The sequence below is a fragment of the Mycetohabitans sp. B8 genome (assembly GCF_021991875.1).
Taxonomy (GTDB): Bacteria; Pseudomonadota; Gammaproteobacteria; order Burkholderiales; family Burkholderiaceae; genus Mycetohabitans.
The window spans coordinates 338,675-357,849 of the sequence record NZ_JAHLKR010000019.1 but is presented as its reverse complement, the minus strand read 5'-3'; the positions used below and the strand labels follow the sequence as shown (position 1 = coordinate 357,849).

The following is a 19,175-nucleotide window of genomic DNA, read 5'->3' as shown; positions in this document are numbered from 1 at the left end:
GGGAGAAGTTGGAATTATACGCCGAGCCGGTAACTTCCCTCACGTTGTGCCACTGAGCACTTTTATGGGGCAACTCGAGAAGGGCGCAGCGCGTTCTGGGTCGTTACCGCGCTGGGCATGCTGGCATTCGCGGCGGTGAGCGTGCTGGTGCCTAACGGCCACGCTTGTGGCGTGACCCACCTTGGCCGGGAGGTGCGTGTGCTCGTAGACGTGCAAGTCTGGCTTGCGTTGCTGATGACCGTACTGGGTTTTGGCAGCGTATTCGTCGTGTGTACCTATCGCGCCGCTGTTCGAACAAATGACCGGCATCTCGCTGCATGGCGTTACGCTTGTACTGGTGCTGTTTGGCGTTGGCCTGACGCTGGGCAATACGCTCGGCGGCCGGCTCGCGGACCGTGCACTGATGCCGTCGCTGATGGGCATCCTCGCTTTTGCCACTGCGCCGCTGCTGCAAATGCGCGTGCTCGAGAAGGTGCACGTGGCGCCGAATCTTGCCTCCACGCTCAATATCGGGGCGTTCAACATCGGCAATGCGGGTGCGGCATGGCTTGACGGTGCTGTGATCACCCACGGCGGCGGGTGACCGCGCTGCCGTGGGCCGCCGCAGCCGTTGCGCTGGCGGCGCTCGCGGTGACGCTGCTCGCCGCTGGAGTCGAACGCCGCGCCACGCGTACCGGCCGCGCGGACACGTGTGCCGGCGTGGCGCCCGGTCGCGCCGGCTAGCAGGGGCTCAAGTCGAGCGCCACGGGCGCTGGGATCGACGCGTCGGTGCCCGGCCGCGCCAGTGCGCGCCGGAAATCGACCAACTCCTCGATTGTCAGCATCGGCAGCCGATGCTGTGTCGCGAAACGCCCGACATCGTCACCGCGCGTCATCGTGCCGTCTGGATTCATCAGTTCGCACAGCACGCCGGCCGGCTTCAGCCCGGCGAGCCAGCATAGGTCGACCGTTCCTTCGGTGTGGCCGCGGCGTGTGAGCACGCCGCCGGGTTGTGCGCGCAATGGAAACACGTGCCCCGGGCGAACGATGTCGGTCGGCTTGGCTTGGTCCGCGATGGCCGCGCGAATCGTGGTCAGCCGGTCGGCCGCCGAGACGCCGGTGCTGACACCGTCACGTGCTTCGATTGATACGGTGAACGCGGTGCCGTGGCGGCTTTGGTTGGCCGGCACCATCTGCGGCAGCGCAAGCTGGCGAATCTTCGCATCCGGTAGGCACAAGCACACAATGCCGCTGCATTCGCGAATCAACAGCGCCATCGTCTCGATCGTGAGCTTTTCGGCCGCAACGATCAGGTCGGCCTCGTTCTCGCGATTGAAGTCGTCCTGCAGGACGACAGGGCGCCCGTCGTGCATCGCCTGTAACGCGGCGGCGATGCGCGACGGGATCGCATGCGGATCGGCGTGATAACGGGGATACAGAACTGAGTCTGTCGGCGGCTCGAACAACGGTGTGGATTTCGACATGAAACGCTCCTCGCAAGGTTTGGCGAAAAACGTTTCAGGGCAACGACTGGTAAGAGACAACCGAAGACAGATACCGGCAGCTGCCCGCACGGCAAACCGGCTAGGGGCGCGCTGTCGGCGTCGTGTCCTCACATCTTCTCTCATCCGGACTATAACCGTCGGCTCTGGCATCGCACCAGATCTGCTGACCCGATGCGGCATTTGCACGACGCATCGGCGCTCGCGGGCTCATCGCGCGCCGGCCGAAGGACCGGTGCACGGCATACCGCCGGTGGGGACTTTCACCCCGCCCTGAAGACGCATTGACATGCCGCCGCGCGTCGGTTCGATGACGCACGAACGGCATCCGGGAGCATACAACAACACGCGGCGTTGTGCCGCATGCCGCCGGAAATCGCGATCTCGGCGCTCGTCGTGGACGTCACGGCCGCGAAAAATGGCGTATTGCTGCCGACACAGCGCAGTTCATGGCGCGGCATCGGCCCACGCCTTCGCGGCACGAATCGCGCGATGCCATGCCGCCAGCCCGCGTTCGACGTCCTCGGTGCGTGCGTGGCGCACAAAACGCCGGTCCATTTGCCATTGCTGCCGCAGCTCGGCAATATCGTTCCAGTAGCCGACCGCAAGACCGGCCAGATAGGCGGCGCCTAATGCGGTCGTTTCTTGGATTTGAGACCGGACCACGTCCACGCCGAGCAGGTCTGCTTGAATCTGCATGAGTAAGTCGTTTTCCACCGCGCCCCCGTCCACGCGAAGCTCGCCGATGCGCAGTCCGGCGTCTGCTTCCATCGCACGAACCACGTCGATCGACTGGTACGCGATCGCCTCAAGGGCTGCTCGGGCAAGATGGCCGGCGTGTGTGCCGCGCGTGATGCCGAACACAGTGCCCCGCGCGTTGGCATTCCAATGCGGTGGGCCCAGTCCGGCGAAAGCGGGCACGATGGTCACGCCGTCTGTATGCGCGACCGAGCGCGCCAGCGCTTCAATGTCGCGTGCGTGTCGGATGATGCCCAGTTCATCGCGCAGCCATTGCACGAGCGCGCCAGCGATGAAAATGCTCCCTTCCAGCGCGTACGTTACCTGGTTGCCGATCTGCCACGCGATCGTGGTCACGAGGTTGTTGCGCGATTCGATCGGCTGCTCGCCTGTGTTCATCACCAGGAAGCAGCCGGTGCCGTAGGTGTTCTTGACCATGCCGGCGCTCGTGCACATCTGGCCGAACAGCGCGGCGTGTTGATCGCCGGCCACACCGGCGAGCGGAATGGTTGCGTTAAACAGGCTCGTCTGTGTGTCGGTGTAGATTTGCGAGGACTGGCACACCTCGGGCAGCATCGAGCGCGGAATGTCAAATAGCGCGAGCAGCGCATCGTCCCACTGCAGCGTATGGATATTGAACAGCATCGTGCGTGACGCGTTGGTCACGTCCGTCACGTGCAACTGGCGTGCGCTTAGGTTCCACATCAGCCAGCTGTCGACAGTGCCAAAGGCGAGCTTGCCTTGTGCCGCCTTGGCGCGCGCGCCATCGACGTGGTCCAGGAGCCAACTGATCTTGGTGGCGGAAAAATAAGCATCGATCGGCAAGCCGGTCTTCTCGCGCACTGTCGTTTCCAGGCCGCGCGCCTTCAACTCGTTGCACAAGCCAGCGGTGCGGCGGTCCTGCCACACGATCGCGTTGTAGATCGGCTCGCCGGTATCGCGGTCCCAGACGATCGTGGTTTCGCGTTGATTCGTGATGCCGATCGCGGCGATCAACGCAGTATTGATCCCAGCGCGGACTACGGCTTCGGCGGCGACGCCAGCCTGGGTCGACCAAATTTCGCGCGGATCGTGCTCGACCCAGCCTGGCTGCGGATAGATTTGGCGGAATTCCTTCTGCGACACCGACACGACCCGTCCGCCATGGTCGAACACGATCGCGCGCGAGCTTGTGGTGCCCTGGTCGAGTGCAAGAATATAGCGGTCGGTCATGAGTGTCTCCTTTCTTTTCTCTATGTTACCCGCGGTGCCGGGTCGCCAGCCAGGTTACACGTGAATCGCGTGGGCGAGGTGTAAATTGGGTTGGGCAGTGGCATGCGTATCACCGCTGGCCCGCTCGAACCAGGCCTGCACATTACCCGCCGCCTGGGCGTCCAGGTGCAGGCCAATCTTGGAGCGGCGCCACAGCACGTCGTCCGCGCTACATGACCATTCCTGATCGCGCAAGTAGCGCAATTCGGCTTCGTACAACCCCGGCGCAATCTCCGCGCCCAGGTCGGACAGCGTTTTCGCGCCATCCAGTAACTGCTCGACGCGCGTGCCATACGCATGCGCGTAGCGTAGTGCAAGCGTGTCGGGCAGCCACCGATGACGCGCCGCAAATTGCTTGGCGAACGCCGCAAAGTTCGAGCCGGCGATATCGCCGCCGGGCAGTGGCGCATCGTGGGTCCAGCTCGGTTGCGTGATCTTCAACGGCCCGCTGAGGCGGTCCAGCGCTTCTTCGGCGAGTTTGCGGAACGTCGTGATCTTGCCACCGAACACCGACAAGATCGGCGCCTGCCCTGGGGGCATGTCTAGATCCAAGCGGTAGTCACGCGTGACCGCCGATGCGGCGGCGTTCTCGTCGTTCTCCAGTAGCGGGCGTACACCAGCGTACGTCCATACCACATCGGTACGCGCAATCGAGCGCTTGAAATAGCGGTTCACCGATTCGCACAGGTATGCGACTTCGCTCTCCTCGATCTGTACGCGCGAGGCGTCGTCATGGTATTCGACGTCGGTCGTGCCGATCAGCGTGAAGTCTTTTTGATAGGGAATCGCGAATATGATGCGCTTGTCGGGATTCTGGAAAATATACGCGAAATCATGATCGAACAACTTGTGCGTGACGATGTGACTGCCCTTAACGAGTCGGATGCGATGCTGCGCGCCCAGCTTCAACGTGTCGGTCAGCAACTCGCCGACCCACGGGCCAGCGGCATTGGCGATGGCGCGCGCGCGGACCTGTTGCATCCGTCCGTCGCGTGAGCGTAGTTGCGCGTCCCATAATGAGCCGCTGCGCTGCGCGCTCACCAGCCGCGTGCGCGTCAGGATCGTTGCGCCGCGAAGTCGCGCGTCGAGCGCGTTGAGCACGACCAGTCGCGCATCGTCGACCCAGCCGTCCGAATAGACGAAGCCGCGCGTGATCGAGTCCACCAACGGCGCGCCGCTCGGATGGGTGCGCAAGTCGATGCCTTCTGAGCCGGGCAGCATCTCGCGCGGGGCGAGGTGGTCGTACAAGAACAGTCCGGCGCGAATTAGCCATGCTGGGCGCAGGTGTGGCATGTGTGGCATCACGAAACGCAACGGGCGGATGATGTGCGGCGCGGCGCGCAGCAGGACTTCGCGCTCCTGCAGCGCTTTCCTGACAAGTCCAAACTCGTAATATTCGAGATAGCGCAGCCCGCCATGGATCAGCTTCGTGCTAGCTGACGAGGTATGCGCCGCGAGGTCGTCTTGCTCGCATAGCAGCACCTTCAATCCGCGGCCTGTCGCGTCTCGCGCAATGCCCGCGCCATTGATGCCACCGCCGACGACCAGTAGATCGTAGTGATCCGATTTGTTCACCTTACCCCTCCGAATGTCACGGCGCCGCTGCGCGGTTCGCGCGCTGCGCCCTTGTCTATGCGCGTTTAGCAACATTAAATGTTCGTAAACGAAAATTTAGCTAATAAACTTGAAAATATCAAGGGATTCAAATAAGTGCTGGAACGACGGGCGTCCAGGCAACGGAAGGGACGTTTAGCGCACATGCCCGGGCGCTGGGTGGTGTTCTGGGTTGGGGCGGTGCCTGGCCGCCGAGTGGTGTCCCGCCTGGGGCGATGGCCGGCCGCCGGATGATGCCCGACGCTGGGACGGTAATTGGCCGCCGCGTGATGCGAGCCGCTAGGGTGGAGAGGTGGGCATCGCCGAGATGATGCCCGGGGGCGGCGATGACGGTCTTCAGCGCTCGAGCGCGCCCGCGGCAGCGATGGTGGTGAGGCGCGTGCCGTGCTGGAGCATGCGCGCGCGGCGCTTGCGGTACCCGATCACGACGCCGGTCACTGTATGAAGTAAACGGGAGAGTGGGAAAGCGCAACGGTCAAAAATGCCGCACGAGCGCCATCATCGCGCGCCGAACGGCGACAGGGGATTGGAGGGTATGCCGGCGGCGCGCGCGCCGGACGCCGCGGGCGCGGCGTCCATCGGTTGACCGGTGTTGCAGCGGCAAATGGACTTACGGGTAGTGCTTGACCGCGCGCAGCGCGGTATCGCCCGTCTCGGTCACGCGGAGCCGTTGCTGGCCGGTCGCCAGTTTCTCGAGCTCAACCATTTGGCGGTCGAGAAGGGCGCCCAACTCTTCTCGGTTCATGTCCACCTGTTTCGGCGCGTCCTTCACTAGCAAAAGTGTGGCGAATTCATGCGGACTCAGCATCGTCGTTCTCCAGAGGACCGGCTCAGCGGTCATTGCGAACCCTTCGGCAGCAGGCGACGAATCGGCTGATGGGCACGAGCGGGCAGGCTTCCTGGCGCTCGCTGTGTACGTAGCGGCCACGCGCACTATGAGCTCCGGGAACTTGCATTTTAGCCGAGCATCGCAGCGTTGCAACTTGCGGTGCAACATTGAAGGTGATGGACAAGCAGACTGGGCGACGGCGCTCATGCACTCGTGAAATGCTCGTGGCGTGCGTCGCCGGATTCAACTGGCGACGTGGACGTCGGTGCCCGCCGCCAAAATCACCTCTGCCATCTCATTAGGTGCTGGCGCGTCGGTGAACAGCGCGTCGACTTGGTTCAAATGGCCCAGGCGCACCAGCGCGGGGCGTCCGAACTTCGAATGGTCCGCCACCAGGAACACGCTGCGTGCGTGCTCGATAATGGCTTCTGCCACCCTCACCTCACGCGTATCGAAATCGCGCAGCGTGCCGTCCAGTTCGATGCTCGAGATGCCAATCAGCGCATAATCGACCTTGAACTGGCGAATGAAATCGACCGCCATCTCGCCGACCACACCCTGGTCCCATGGACGGACGATGCCACCGGTGACGAGTACCTCACATTCGGCATAGTCGCTCATGACCGTCGCGACGTTCAGGTTGTTGGTGATCACGTGCAGGCCGCGATGGCGATTGAGCGCACGCGCCACTGCCTCGGTCGTCGTGCCCAGATTGATGAACAGCGATGCCTGGTCTGGAATATGGCTGGCGGCGAGCGCGGCGATGCGCCGCTTCTCTTCCTGGAACATGCGTTGACGCGCGGTATACGCCAGGTTTTCCGAGCTGGTGGGCAACGTGACGCCGCCATGGTGGCGGCGCAGCAAATTCATCTCGGCGAGCCAGTTCACGTCGCGCCGGATCGTCTGCGGCGTGACATGAAAGCGTGCAGCAAGATTCTCGACAGTGACGAAGCCTTCGTGCTGAACGCAATCGAGCAATTCCTGCTGGCGTGCATTCAACGTGATGCGCGGGTCTCGGGTCATGTTCTTGTTAGCATGGTCGCGAAGCGGTCTGGGTCCGTCTATTGTAAAGGCCCGCCCACGATGTACAGCGAATGTCCTTTTTATACAGGATATCGGAACTGGCCAGGCGACTGCCTGGTCTGTTCCAGACCAGCAGAGTCGGGCGCGGCACGTTAAACTGCACCCGATATTACGTAGGTCATGCAGAAGTCGCGAACCGATACCCGGATCAAGTACTGCGGACAGGAGCACGGGCGTGCCGGCGCGCAGGCTTCGGAGGAAAAAATGCAAACCGACACTCAAACTGTGTTGCCGTGGCGTATCGAGGATATCGATTTGTCGCGGATCGATCGTTCGCGCGCCGCCGTAAACGAGGATTTGCTGCTGCTGTTATGCGCGGCGTCGTTTATTGAAAGCGGCTCGGATTTGTATACGAGTAACCTTAGTGCATTCTTTGATGGCGATCCGGAAGTGTCCGGATGGTTGAACCAGCATTGGGAACACGAGGAGTTGCAGCACGGCCGCGCGCTGAAAGCCTATATCAATTATGTTTGGCCAGAGTTCGATTGGGACCTGGCATTCGGGCATTTTTTTGACGAGTATTCGAAAACGTGCTCGCTGGAAGCGTTCGAAAAGACCCGAGCGCTGGAAATGGTCGCACGCTGCGTGGTGGAGACCGGTACGGCCACATTGTACCGCGCGATCAACGAGTGTTCGGACGAGCCGGTGCTCAAAGAGATCACCGACAACATTCGCAGCGACGAGGTGCGGCATTACAAGTACTTCTTCAAGTTTTTCAAGAAGTACAACCAGATCGAGGGCAATGGCCGCCTTGCGGTGCTCGGTGCGCTGATGCGCCGCGTGATGGAAATCAAGAACGAGGATTCGGAGATCGCGCTGCGACATGTGTTCGCGGTCAGATATCCTGCGCAGGTTCGCAACAGCGCCTACATGCGAGAAAAGGCGGCGCGCGTGAACGCACTGGTGCGCAGACACCTGTCGGCCGACATGTGCGTGAAGATGCTGCTCAAGCCGCTTGACCTGCCTGCGAAGATTCAACCCGGCGTGCATTATCCGCTGGCCAAGATCACGCAGCACGTATTCTTTCGCTAGCTAGTACGGCGTACGGCAGCGCTCGGTCGACGATTACGGTCGGCGCCGCTGCGCGCGGGCCGTCATTCATGACTCGGAGAGGACGATGACCGATCGGCGGACCGCGCTGATACGGGGCGCATTCGATGAATGGCCCGATGTGCTGCGTGCTTGGTTCAATGGCACGCATCTGCATGACAAAGCGTCGTTTGCGGCCTCATTGATCGCCGTCGATCCGCTCGGCTGGCCTTGCACGTCACTGCTCAGCGTGGGCGAAATCGTCGTGCTTGATGCCCACGGCGCGCGGTTCGCGCTGTGGCCGCATTCCCGCACCGCGCGGGCGCTTGCCGCCGGCGGCAACGCACTGCTCGAGTTTGTTTTCGAGCACGCGTGGTATCAGGTGCGCCTGGGCGTGAGCGCGCCGCGCCGGCGGGACGCGACGACGCTGACCGTGTTCGACGCCGTGCTGAAGGCGGCACAATGGCAGCGCGTCGACTATGCGCAGCTCGTGGCCGGCGTGACGTTCGAGTTGCTCGAGCCCGCGCGCGCCGCCGTGCTTGCGCGTTGGGACGCGCAAATCCGGGCGATGCTCGCGCACGACTAGCGCGACGAGCCCTTGGTGCCACCGCCGAGCAGCGCACCCGGGCCGCCGTTGCGCTGTCGCGCCGATCGTGGCGAGGATTGGGATGCGCGCGGCTGCCGTGCGTCGCGCGCCTGTGCTTGCGCCAGTCGTTTGTCACGGCCACCGTGCGACGGGGGCGTGGCCGCTTCGCGATGCCGCTCCGGCGCGGTCTGCGGCGCCGCGCCGCCGTGCTTGCCCGCCGGTGCGGCGCCCGGCTTCGCAGCGTGTGGCGATGGAGATTTGCCTGCCTGTGTGGGCCGTGCGTTGGCGACTGCCCTCGCCGGTGATCTGGCTGGCGCCCCCGGTTGTGACTGAGTGGCGGCTGCCCTTGACTGGGTCGCTGCCCCTGTGCGGGGCTTGGCCGCTGGCGCCGCCGGTGATTTCGCCGCTTGACCCGCTTGTGGCTTGGCGCCGGCGCGGCGGGGCTCGCGTGGCCCCGCGCCGCGCGCCGGCTGGCTGCGCCGCTGGATCGGCTCCGGCTTCGCATTGGGATCGGGTTCGAAACCGGCAATGACCTCGCGCGGCAGCGTGCGCTTGATCAGGCGTTCGATGTCCGTCAGCAATTGATGTTCGTCGACGCAGACCAGCGATACGGCCTCGCCCGTCGCGCCCGCGCGGCCGGTGCGGCCGATTCGGTGCACGTAGTCTTCCGGAACATTGGGCAGTTCAAAATTCACCACGTGTGGCAATTGGTCGATGTCGATGCCGCGCGCTGCGATGTCGGTGGCGACCAACACTTGCAGCGTGCCGTCCTTGAATTCCGACAATGCCCGGGTTCGGGCCGCTTGGCTTTTGTTGCCGTGGATAGCCAGGGCGCTGATACCGTCCTTCGTCAACTGTTCGGCGAGCCGGTTCGCACCGTGCTTGGTGCGCGTGAATACGAGCACCTGGAACCAGTTGTGCTCGTTGATCAAGTGCGTGAGTAGCTCGCGCTTGCGGTCGCGATCGACCGGATAGATCCTCTGGGTGACCGTCTCGGCAGTGGTATTGCGACGGGCCACCTCAATTAGCGCTGGCGAATCGAGCAGGTTGTCTGCGAGCGCCTTGATCTCGTCGGAGAACGTCGCCGAGAACAGCAGATTCTGGCGCTGCGAAGGCAGATGCTTGAGCACTCGCTTGATGTCGTGGATGAAGCCCATGTCTAGCATCCGGTCGGCCTCGTCGAGCACCAGGATCTGCAGGCTGCTGAGGTCGATCGTGCGCTGCTGAATGTGGTCTAGCAATCGTCCAGGCGTGGCCACGACGATGTCGACGCCGCGCCGCAGTGCGTCGATTTGCGGGTTGATGCCGACGCCGCCAAACATGACCGTCGAACGCAGCTTTAGGTACTTGCCGTATTCGCGCACGCTTTGCTCGACTTGCGCCGCCAGTTCGCGTGTTGGCGTCAGGATCAGTGCGCGAACCGGCACTTTGCCCGATGCCACGCGCGTGCGGGATAGTCTTTCCAGGATCGGCAGCGTGAAACCGGCGGTCTTGCCGGTGCCAGTTTGTGCGCCGGCCAGCAGGTCGCCGCCGCCGAGCACGGCCGGAATGGCTTGCCGCTGAATCGGTGTAGGCGTCGTGTAGCCGAGTTCGTTGACGGCGCGAACCAGAGGTTCGGACAAGCCGAGAGAATCAAATGACATGTTGGATGGTGTCGTCACCGGTCCGGTGCGCAACGCGCATCAGTCGCGAACCGGTGCAGTGAAAGCTTGAAGACACGAGGGCAGGCCGACTGTCGCGTGCCCCGCGTAAGTACAACAGCGTGATAATAAAGACAAAGGGCGCGGCCCGTGGTTCCGGCCGCGCCCTGAGATTGGAGATCCGCGTGGGGTCAGTCGAGCGGCGCAGAGCGCAATTCGTTGACCTGCTGCGGCGACACGGGCGTGCCCTTGTTGCCCCATGCCATGCGCAGGTACGTGACCACTGCGGCGACTTCCTGGTCCGACATCGAGTGCGCGAACGGCGGCATGCCGTACGGCTCAGGATTGGCGTGCGTGCTCGGCGGATAGCCGCCATTCAGCACCATGCGGATCGGATTCACGGCCGACTGCATCTGCACCGACTGGTTATTCGCAAGCGGCGGGAAGTGTGGCGGATAGCCAAGACCATTTTCCGCGTGGCACTTCGCGCATTGATCGTTGTAGATCTTCTTGCCTTGCTCGAACAGTTCCTTGCCGAACGCGACAGATGTTTCCAACTGTATCGTCTCCGGTGCTTCCTTCTTCTGCGGAATCGTCTTCAGGTACGTCGAGATTGCCCGGATATCTTCGTCAGTCATGTATTGCAGGCTGTTGTGGACAACTTCGGACATGGGCCCGAACACCGCACCGCGTTGCGACACGCCAGTCTTCAACAGATCCGAGATGTCCTTCAGATCCCAGTCACCCAGTCCCGCTTCCTTGCTCGATGTGAGCGATGGTGCATACCAGTTCTGCAGCGGGATCAAGCCACCGGCAAATGCCGCCGACTGATTTGAGCCACCCAGCGCGTTGATTGACGTGTGGCACATGCCGCAGTGGCCAAGGCCTTCCACTAAGTAGGCGCCACGGTTCCACTCGACCGACTTGGTCGGGTCCGGCTTGTATTCGCCTTCGCGGAAGAACAGCGTACGCCAACCGATCAGCATGTTGCGCTGATTGAATGGGAAGCGTAGCTCGTGCGCTCGACTCGGTTGCGCAACCGGCGTCACTGAACGCAAATAGGCGTAGATTGCGTCCGAGTCCGCGCGCGTGACCTTCGTATAGCTTGTGAACGGAAAGCCCGGATACAGCAATTCGCCGTTCTTGCCACGACCAGTGTGCATCGCGCGGTAGAAGTCGTCCGAACTCCACTTACCGATGCCGTACTGCTCGTCCGGTGTGATGTTCGGCGTGTACATCGTGCCGAATGGCGTGGCCATCGGCAGGCCACCAGCGAAGGGCTTGCCGCCACGTACCGTGTGGCATGCGACACAGTCGCCGGCGCGTGCCAAGTATTCGCCCTTTTTGATCAGCGCGGCCTGGTCGGCCGGGCTCGCGGCCATCGCGCTGCCGCCATGGATATTGTCGCTACCGGACCACAGCACTGGCACCAGTGCCGCGGCCGCTACCACGATGACGGCCGACAGCGCGAAAAGAGTCTTGCGTTTCATCTCGATGTGTCTCCTGTCGCTGACTGCGGCTCGCTGCCGCATTGCAGCGGCATTTTCAACGAGCGGGCCGGCGCCGGCACCGGATTGGCCGGCGCGGGTTGCGTGGAGAGCCAGTTGGCGACTGCGGCGATGTCGTCGTCGCTGAGCCGTGTTGCGACCGTGTGCATGCAGTCCGGTGCCTTCGCGCGGCGCACGCCCGAGCGCCATGCGCCGAGCTGCGCGCTGATGTAGTCGGCATGTAGTCCGACCAGGCCCGGGATCGCCGGCTCCATGCCGGTCAGGGCCTGGCCGTGGCATGCGACGCACGCCGGCACATTCTTCGCCTGATCGCCGTTTAGCGCGATCTGCTTGCCGCGCGCCAGTGTCGATGCCGATACGGTCGGTTGCGACGGCGCCGGGTACGGCGGCCGTTGTTTCGAGTAGTATTCGGCGATCTTGCGCAGATAATCGTCGGAAAGGTACGTGACCAGATAGTTCATCGGCGGGTATTTGCGGTGTCCGTCGCGAAAATTGACCAACTGGTTGTACAGGTATTCAGCGGGCTTGCCTGCAAGACGCGGGAAATAATCGTTGTTGGTGCCCTGACCATGGTCGCCGTGGCACGCGGCGCACGCGGCGACGCGGGCTTCCATTGAGTTCAGAGGTGGCAGGTTCGCTTGCTCTTTGGCAGCGTTGGCGAAGCCTGCGCTGGCAGCCAGAAGTGCAGCCAGCAGCGGGCGCAAGAGGCGTCTAGAAGACACGCGTAACTCCATCGATAACGGGGACTGCATTGGGTAACGCAGGTAGTTTTGGCGAAGGCTTGGCGCGCCTTCCGGCTCGCGGCGCCGATGGCGGCGGCGAAGGTGCTGCAACGCAGCAGGCTATTGTATCACCGAACGGTTATATTCGCCATTTATTTGGACATCGCAAGGGGTAGGGCGATTCGTCCTTCAGGCCGACACTGCGACGATTTGTCACGCCTTTTCGTGCGCATTTTCGTGCGCATTTTGGGTCTTTTCAATATCGGCCCCAAACTTATGCCTGACCGCTTGCTGCCCTCTCCGACGAGGTAGTTTGAGCTAGCTTATGCGCCAAGGACCTAATATGGGTTGAGGCCACGCAGCCGCCGATGGCTGTGGTCCCCTACGAAAAATTTTCTGGTGAGCTAATGGATTTCGATTCAATCCACGCGTGCAATGCGGTTGTCACCCAATGCGTGCAACAACAGCAAGTTAGCGCTGCGGGCGCTGCGCCGCCGGGTGTAACAGCGAGCGGTGCGCTTGCCGCACTGTCGGCCGGCCAACGCGCGGCACAACAGCCAGCGGGCTTCGCAGCGAGGCGCGCGACGACGTTCCAAGACCTGCCGCCCGAAATCATTCGGCAGATCGCAACATACACGCCGTTCGACGACATTGGCAGTTTATCGTCGACGACGCGGCGTACCTATTACGCGCTATGGCACGTGCGACGCAGTTGGCTATGTCATCAGCGTGCTGACAATGTCCATCAGCTTGATTTGCGCAGCACGCAGGAACTGCTGGATGAAATTGAACGGATCGGCGAATCGAGGTTGGGGGCTACGTCGCTCGAGGTGCTGTGGCCTCGAATACCGGAATTGCCCCGGCAATACCGGGCGCAAGCATACAAGCGGATCTTTGATATGGCGGGCCGGGTGCCGACGCATGCGGGCTTGCCAATACGCAAAGGTATGATTGGCACAATACCGGGATTGCCAGCCGAAGACCAGTTGCCAATGTACGACTTCGTCCATGTGGCCATCGAAAAGAGTGGTGCCGGGCATGACCCGTTGTGGGCCTCGCTTGCATGGCTGCTCAGATGCTTGCCGCTGGATCCGCCGCGCTTCGAGCGCGAATACTCGGCTTTCGTTAGCAGGCTTGCCTCGTTGGACGTGCCTGCGCAGTCGGAGTTGATTGAGCAACTGGTGACGCTGCTGCCTGGATTTTGCGAAGATGACCCGGCTGAATCAGCCACGCTGGCCAGATACCACCGGCTCATGCAAGATTGGGTCCAGCGATTGCCCCGCTCTTATCAAGGGGCGCCAATTGGCGCACTGGCCCATATGATATGGCTGCTGCCGGCGCAACACATGCCGGCGCATTATATGCAGCTGCGTAGCCTAGCAGAGGCATTGCCGGACGATCAGCTCGGTCCTGTGCTTCGGCGCCTGCCGACTGCGTTGGTGTTGCTGCCACAGCAATATCATGCAGCCGAATTTGCGTTGCTGGAGCCTCTTGCCCGTCGCGTGCGGCCCGACCAGTATGAGGCAGCTGTAGTGGGATTGCTCGAGAGCACCGTCGGACTGGACGACACGACACTGTCCAGGTCGGTGTGGCGCAATGCGTTGCAGTTGCTCGACGGCTGCGACGACGCCTGTCTGTTTAATGTGGTCGACGAATTGGTGTACCAGCAATTGGTACCGCTGCTTTCCATACAGCAATGGGAGGGCGCAAAGAGCGAACTTCTGGCGTTCATCGAGCGTAACCCGCTTAGCGACGCAGCTCGCACGAAGCTGCTCGACTTCATCAGTATGACAGGGCCAAAGGATGAATGATTAGCTTTCAGCGACGCTGCCATCCGCGTGCCGCCACGTCGGCTGGCGCCAGCGCGGTGACCGGCATGCGGCTCGGTTGCGCACTGACGTTTTGGTGCCTGCGGCCAGCTTCGCACGGCTGAGGCCACTCAGGCGCGCGAAGCGCGCGCCTGCGTCATCAATTCGATGACTTCGTCGTCAGTGGTTTGCGTGAAATCGACGTAATACAGACTCACGGCGCCGAACGAATCGAGCGGTGCGAGGCATATAGCATCGTGCGCCAGCGTCGCAATCGAATTCCAGACGTCGCGTGGAGCAACCGGCGCTGCTGCGACTAAGCGTGCAGCGCCCAAGTTGCGCAACGCGAGTAGCGCCGCCTTCATCGTGCTTCCGGTGGCCACGCCATCGTCGACGACGATAACCGTACGGTGCGGGGCCGCAACAGGCCCCATACCGCCTCGATATAACGCACGGCGTCGTTTCAGTTCATGCCATTGGCGGCGCTGTTCATCGCGCAAGTAGTCACTGCTGGGACGCAACATGGAAATGATGTCGTCATTCCAGACCACTTGCGGCGGTTTCCCATCAATGATGGAGCCGAGCGCGAGTTCAGGTTGCTGTGGCGCGCCGAGCTTACGTACCAACAGCACATCGAGCGTGCCACTAAGGGCGCGGGCTACCTCGTATGCAACGGGTACACCGCCGCGTGGTAGGCCAACGACGAGCGGCGCAGCATCACGATAACGCGCAAGGGCATGACCCAGCACAACGCCTGCCGCGCGGCGATTGTCGAAAGGCAAAGGGGGCGAAAACGGCATAACCGTTGTCTACCACGTCATTAGCTCAGAGGGCAGCTTTGCGACATCGGGCCACGCTTTACTCTTTGTCGCCGCGCTCGCTCGAATCGACCTCGGATAGATCGTCTTCGCGTACTTGCGTTTCGCGCACGGTCGTACCTTGATCGTCGGTTTCAGACACGTCCGTGGTAAATGTGCCAGGCTTGTTTGGCGTACCTTGCTCAGGACTGTGATGCGGGTCGTTTGAAGTAGCGTAGTTTGCCATTTCGATACTCCTGTCGGATGAATATCTGCATCGATATCGAGCAAGTTATGTTCCGTGCGCCGCACTGGCACAACTTGCCTAGGCTGTGAATCGTGCGTTACGGTTTTTTCATGCCCAGTTCTGCACCGGTGCCGGGATCTACAGACGGATCCGATTTCAGCCGCTGCTTCATTGCGTTCAGCGCGGCGTCCTCGTCTGGCTGAAGTGTGACGGTGGCGCTGCCGTCGCCGCCATTGACCGCGGGGGGCGGGTCTTGCACGAGCTTCAAGTCGCCGCCTTCATTCCACGGGCCACGTTCCGGCGGCGCGCCTTTGGACATCTTGAAATAACTGCTCGCATATTCTGGCGCGGGTGGCAGCTTGCCCGGCGGGAAATTCGAAGTTATCGAATAAAGCGCTTTTTCGAATGATTTCTGGTGAGAGACCTCGCGGGTCATCAAAAAGCCGAGCGCGTCTCGCACGCCGGGATCGTCGGTGACATTAATCAGCCGTTCATAGAGGATCTTGGCCCTGGCTTCGGCGGCGATATTCGAGCGCAGGTCGGCGGTTGGCTCGCCGATCGTATCGATGTACGCGGCGCTCCACGGCACGCCGGCCGAATTCGTCAGCGGCGTGCCGGCGCCGTATAGCACTTGTGTTACATGGCTGTCATTGCCGGCGCCATTCAGTTTGCGATAAAGCTCGGCCTGCTCATCGACCGCCTCGGCTAACTCGCCCTTCGCTCCGCGGTTGAGCATCGCGACGATGGACCCGATGATCTCCAGATGACTGAGTTCTTCCGTAGCGATATCAAACAGCATGTCCTTGCGGCCGGGATCTTCCTCGCAGACGGCCTGCGTGAAGTAACGCATTGCTGCGGCCAGTTCGCCTTGTGGGCCGCCGAACTGCTCCAGCAGCAGATTAGCCAGGCCGGGGTTCGTGCCATCGACTCGCACGGTGTACTGCAATTGTTTGTTGTGGACGAACATGAAGCCTCCTGTGAAGTGAAAGGTGTCGCTGTGCTCGCCAAGGCCGCGCGCGTAGCGTCGGCCGCCGATTTGTTTGCGCAACGCGCGTTCCCGCTAACGCAACGCGAAAACGCGTTGTGACACGGGTACGTGGCACGAGCATTGCGACAGCGGCGTCGCGCGTAGGCTCGATGCGCGTGCTTCCATAGGAGGACTGTTCGGTGCACGCCGCGCGATCGCAAGGCGTTCACGCCTAGCCGGAACGGCTCGATCCGTTCGTTAAAAAGTCTGATTTGGCGCAAGCGTGCGACAGATACTGCAGTGGAGGCAACCCGAAGGCAACGTAGATCGACGGAGGATGGTGATGAACAGCTTGCCCGGCGCCAGTGATCAGGGCGCCACGGTGCTCGACTACCTTGACCACCATGTCATGGTGATGGCGCAGCGCAATGCGCATGGTTGCCGCAGGTTCAGATCACGCGCGATGGCAACCCAGTGCAGTTCGACATGCCGCAAGAGGCGACGCTAGAATGGCTTACCGCTGACGAAGCCGTGCGCGCCGGACTGGAACGGGCGCGTTTGTTGATTGAAAGGCTGCGGGGCGCTGGTTGACGGTGAACCACGCGACGCCGGGCGCGAGATGCATGTCGTTTATTGTACGCCGATGTCGGTGCAGCGTGTGCCGGCAGGCGCGTCCACGCGCTAGCGGTGCTGTACGTGCTCGCGGGTATCGCGCATCAAACATATCGCTTATCAAACGTATCTCGGATAGAGCGTATCGTGGGCTGAACGTACTTGTGTGCCGGCGCGGCTGGCCTGCGTTCGCGCAAGCTTGCAAATTGATAAGGCCCGCAGCCGGGAACGAGCCCTGCTAACGGCTAACGGTGCCGCCCGGTAGGTGAAGCCGGTGCCGTGTTTCGAGCAAAGCGTGGTGGCAGCCGGGGCGGGGCACCGCACGGCGCTGGCATGTGGAACCGCGTCGACAGGAGAGGACCGTGCAGTACAACACACCCCGAGCCGGGGGGCAGGTGTTTGGCGCCGAAGAACCCTGGAGCGAAGGATTCAAGGTGCTCGTCACCGCCAAGCCCGGCGTGGATGGCCGTTTTATCGGTGTGCTGAAGGTCGTGCGACAGGCCGATCGCCGCGTGATCTTCCCATTTTCGGGCGCTCCCGAGATTGGCCCGTTTGACACGATTGAGCAGGCGCGTGCGGCGGCGCTCGAATACGGCCGCAAGGTCGTAGCCGACGACCGCCGCAATCCAGAGCGGTGACGCCACGGCGTTGCCGGAGGGCGTCGCACGCGCCGGCGCCGATACGTTCAATACGACGAAGGTGTGCAGACGGGGATGTGCAAATTCATGGCGATTTCCAGCGAGCAAACCGCGCAACAAGTCAGACAGGCACTAGACGGCCGCCGCCGCGGCGTGCGCATCCTGCTGCCGTTGGCCGGACCGGCTGTCGTAGTGTCCGTCGCGTACATAGATCCGGGCAACTTCGCGACCAATATCCAGGCCGGCGCTGGATATGGCTATCAGTTGCTGTGGGTGGTGCTGTTCGCCAGCCTCGTTGCGATGCTCTTCCAAGGCCTGTCGGCGCGGCTCGGCATCGTGACCGGATGCAACCTGGCCCAGTTGTGCCGGGCGCGTCTGCCCAAGCCGGTGACTTTGTCGATGTGGGTGGTTAGCGAATTCGCGGCAATGGCCACGGACCTGGCCGAGTTCATTGGCGGGGCCATCGGCGTGGCGTTGCTGTTTCACATTCCGCTGCTGGCCGCCATGGTGATTGTCGGCGTGCTCACGTACCTGATGCTGACGTTCCAGCGGCACGGCTTTCGACCGCTGGAACTGGCGATTGGTGCTCTGGTTGGCATCATCGCGTTGGCCTACGTTGCGCAGCTGTTCATCGTACCGATCGATTGGCGCGCAGTCGGGCACGGCGCGCTTCATCCATCGATACCGGACCGCGCGGCATTGACCATTGCGGTCGGCATCGTCGGCGCGACGGTCATGCCGCATGCGCTCTTCCTGCATTCAGGACTGACCGGCGAGCGCATCGTCGCGCGAAGCGACGCGGACCGTCGCACGCTGCTGCGCTACAACCGGATTGAAGTGCTCGTTGCGCTGAGCGTGGCAGGGCTGGTCAACATGGCCATGGTGGTGATGGCTGCCGGCGCATTTCATCCCGACCATGCGCACGTCGCCGAGATCGACCAGGCGTACCGGACGTTGACGCCGTTGTTCGGTGCCGCGGCCTCGGCGCTGTTCATTGTGTCGCTGATCGCTTCGGGCTTGTCCAGCTCGGTGGTTGGCACGATGGCGGGACAGATGATCATGCAAGGCTTCGTTGGTTTCCGCATTCCTGTCGTCGTGCGCCGCTTAGTGACGATGCTGCCTGCGTTCCTGGTGGTCGCCGCCGGTGTCGATGCGACCCGTGCCCTGATCCTCAGCCAAGTGGTATTGAGTCTTACGGTGCCGATGCCGATGATCGCGCTGCTCTGGTTGTGTCGTCATCGTGACGTGATGGGCCGCTATCGGCTCGGTCCGTGGCTTGCCGCGCTATCGACGGCGGCCACAGTGCTGGTGATTGGCCTGAACGTCGCGTTGATCGTCGACACACTGCGCTAGTAGCCCGATTGCATCTTAACAATGCGACGTGAAGGCTTGTCGTCGGACAGGCGGCGGGTCAGTTGGTCTCATCGCCGTAAACCGCGAAAGGGGTGGCGTCGACATCGGGAACTGTGCAGTTCCGCGCAAGGCGGGGAGGCGGATTGATCAATGGGCGTCGTTGAATCTTGGCAGCCAGAGGGACAGCTACGTCTGCGGCTTGATTGCTAGCGGTAGCCCGACCACGGTCAGCACCGTTCAAAACATCTGAATCTAAAGCGGCACGAAGAGCT

The 19,175-nt window shown here is 62.2% G+C and carries 17 protein-coding genes, 2 pseudogenes and 1 riboswitch; of the genes and pseudogenes, 7 read left to right on the top strand and 12 right to left on the bottom strand.

The genetic code is table 11. The annotated features are described in order from the left end of the window. Positions 1-84: 84 nt before the first annotated feature. Positions 85-723, top strand: a pseudogene (locus tag KQH60_RS12365) (MFS transporter); the annotation flags it as partial. On the opposite strand, the pseudogene ribB reads toward KQH60_RS12365, so the two are convergent. The 5 genes and pseudogenes from ribB to KQH60_RS12340 form a co-directional block, all read right to left on the bottom strand. Then, positions 720-1,400 (bottom strand): annotated as a pseudogene (ribB, locus tag KQH60_RS12360) (3,4-dihydroxy-2-butanone-4-phosphate synthase); the annotation flags it as partial. The pseudogenes KQH60_RS12365 and ribB sit on opposite strands and share 4 nt — an antisense overlap. 191 nt (positions 1,401-1,591) lie before the next feature. Next, positions 1,592-1,766: riboswitch (FMN riboswitch) on the bottom strand. A 162-nt stretch (positions 1,767-1,928) separates the two neighbouring features. Beyond that, positions 1,929-3,431: a glycerol kinase GlpK gene (gene glpK / locus KQH60_RS12355; RefSeq protein ID WP_237576708.1), complete on the bottom strand. Its 1,503-nt coding sequence runs from the start codon at positions 3,429-3,431 to the stop codon at positions 1,929-1,931. A gap of 54 nt (positions 3,432-3,485) precedes the next feature. Further along, complete coding sequence (gene glpD / locus KQH60_RS12350; RefSeq protein WP_237576707.1) at positions 3,486-5,045, bottom strand: glycerol-3-phosphate dehydrogenase; 1,560 nt, start codon at positions 5,043-5,045, stop codon at positions 3,486-3,488. A gap of 649 nt (positions 5,046-5,694) precedes the next feature. After that, positions 5,695-5,892, bottom strand: a complete 198-nt coding sequence (locus KQH60_RS12345; RefSeq protein WP_237576706.1) for a hypothetical protein — start codon at positions 5,890-5,892, stop codon at positions 5,695-5,697. A gap of 264 nt (positions 5,893-6,156) precedes the next feature. Then, a complete protein-coding gene (locus KQH60_RS12340; RefSeq protein WP_237576705.1) occupies positions 6,157-6,936 on the bottom strand; it encodes a DeoR/GlpR family DNA-binding transcription regulator in 780 nt (259 codons plus the stop codon). A 264-nt stretch (positions 6,937-7,200) separates the two neighbouring features. Between KQH60_RS12340 and KQH60_RS12335 the strand changes: the two genes are divergently transcribed. Beyond that, positions 7,201-8,028 (top strand): ferritin-like domain-containing protein, encoded by an 828-nt coding sequence (locus tag KQH60_RS12335; RefSeq protein ID WP_237576789.1) that lies wholly within the window; start codon positions 7,201-7,203, stop codon positions 8,026-8,028. Between the two features lie 85 nt (positions 8,029-8,113). Beyond that, the gene (locus KQH60_RS12330) at positions 8,114-8,611 is read left to right on the top strand and encodes a hypothetical protein (protein WP_237576704.1); all 498 of its coding nucleotides are present in this window, start codon (positions 8,114-8,116) and stop codon (positions 8,609-8,611) included. Here KQH60_RS12330 and KQH60_RS12325 read toward each other — a convergent pair. The 3 genes from KQH60_RS12325 to KQH60_RS12315 all read right to left on the bottom strand — a co-directional run bounded on the left by KQH60_RS12325 (position 8,608) and on the right by KQH60_RS12315 (position 12,493). After that, positions 8,608-10,254, bottom strand: coding sequence for a DEAD/DEAH box helicase (locus KQH60_RS12325; RefSeq protein WP_237576703.1), 1,647 nt, complete (start codon positions 10,252-10,254; stop codon positions 8,608-8,610). The two genes, KQH60_RS12330 and KQH60_RS12325, sit on opposite strands and share 4 nt — an antisense overlap. Positions 10,255-10,442: 188 nt before the next feature. Continuing rightward, positions 10,443-11,741, bottom strand: coding sequence for a cytochrome c (locus tag KQH60_RS12320; protein WP_237576702.1), 1,299 nt, complete (start codon positions 11,739-11,741; stop codon positions 10,443-10,445). Next, complete coding sequence (locus KQH60_RS12315; RefSeq protein ID WP_237576788.1) at positions 11,738-12,493, bottom strand: cytochrome c; 756 nt, start codon at positions 12,491-12,493, stop codon at positions 11,738-11,740. The genes KQH60_RS12320 and KQH60_RS12315 overlap by 4 nt, the downstream gene beginning before the upstream one ends. 356 nt (positions 12,494-12,849) lie before the next feature. Here KQH60_RS12315 and KQH60_RS12310 point away from each other — a divergent pair, with 356 nt between their 5' ends. Next, positions 12,850-14,292 (top strand): F-box domain-containing protein, encoded by a 1,443-nt coding sequence (locus KQH60_RS12310; RefSeq protein ID WP_237576701.1) that lies wholly within the window; start codon positions 12,850-12,852, stop codon positions 14,290-14,292. A gap of 128 nt (positions 14,293-14,420) precedes the next feature. Here KQH60_RS12310 and KQH60_RS12305 read toward each other — a convergent pair whose 3' ends face one another. The 4 genes from KQH60_RS12305 to KQH60_RS12290 form a co-directional block, all read right to left on the bottom strand. Next, a complete protein-coding gene (locus KQH60_RS12305) occupies positions 14,421-15,071 on the bottom strand; it encodes a phosphoribosyltransferase (protein ID WP_237576700.1) in 651 nt (216 codons plus the stop codon). A gap of 76 nt (positions 15,072-15,147) precedes the next feature. Beyond that, entirely contained in the window at positions 15,148-15,333 is a 186-nt protein-coding gene (locus KQH60_RS12300; RefSeq protein ID WP_237576699.1) for a hypothetical protein, read from the bottom strand. Positions 15,334-15,430: 97 nt separating this feature from the next. Then, positions 15,431-16,300 (bottom strand): manganese catalase family protein, encoded by an 870-nt coding sequence (locus tag KQH60_RS12295; RefSeq protein WP_237576698.1) that lies wholly within the window; start codon positions 16,298-16,300, stop codon positions 15,431-15,433. Positions 16,301-16,532: 232 nt separating this feature from the next. After that, positions 16,533-16,736, bottom strand: a complete 204-nt coding sequence (locus tag KQH60_RS12290; RefSeq protein ID WP_237576697.1) for a hypothetical protein — start codon at positions 16,734-16,736, stop codon at positions 16,533-16,535. A gap of 2 nt (positions 16,737-16,738) precedes the next feature. On the opposite strand from KQH60_RS12290, the gene KQH60_RS12285 reads away from it, so the two are divergent. From KQH60_RS12285 to KQH60_RS12275, 3 genes are all read left to right on the top strand, one after another. Beyond that, positions 16,739-16,891 carry a DUF6566 family protein gene (locus KQH60_RS12285; protein ID WP_237576696.1) on the top strand — a complete coding sequence of 51 codons (153 nt, stop codon included), beginning with the start codon at positions 16,739-16,741 and terminating at the stop codon, positions 16,889-16,891. A gap of 383 nt (positions 16,892-17,274) precedes the next feature. Continuing rightward, entirely contained in the window at positions 17,275-17,550 is a 276-nt protein-coding gene (locus tag KQH60_RS12280) for a DUF6723 family protein (RefSeq protein ID WP_255779140.1), read from the top strand. Positions 17,551-17,637: 87 nt separating this feature from the next. Further along, positions 17,638-18,903: an Nramp family divalent metal transporter gene (locus tag KQH60_RS12275; protein WP_237576695.1), complete on the top strand. Its 1,266-nt coding sequence runs from the start codon at positions 17,638-17,640 to the stop codon at positions 18,901-18,903. Positions 18,904-19,175: the final 272 nt, after the last annotated feature.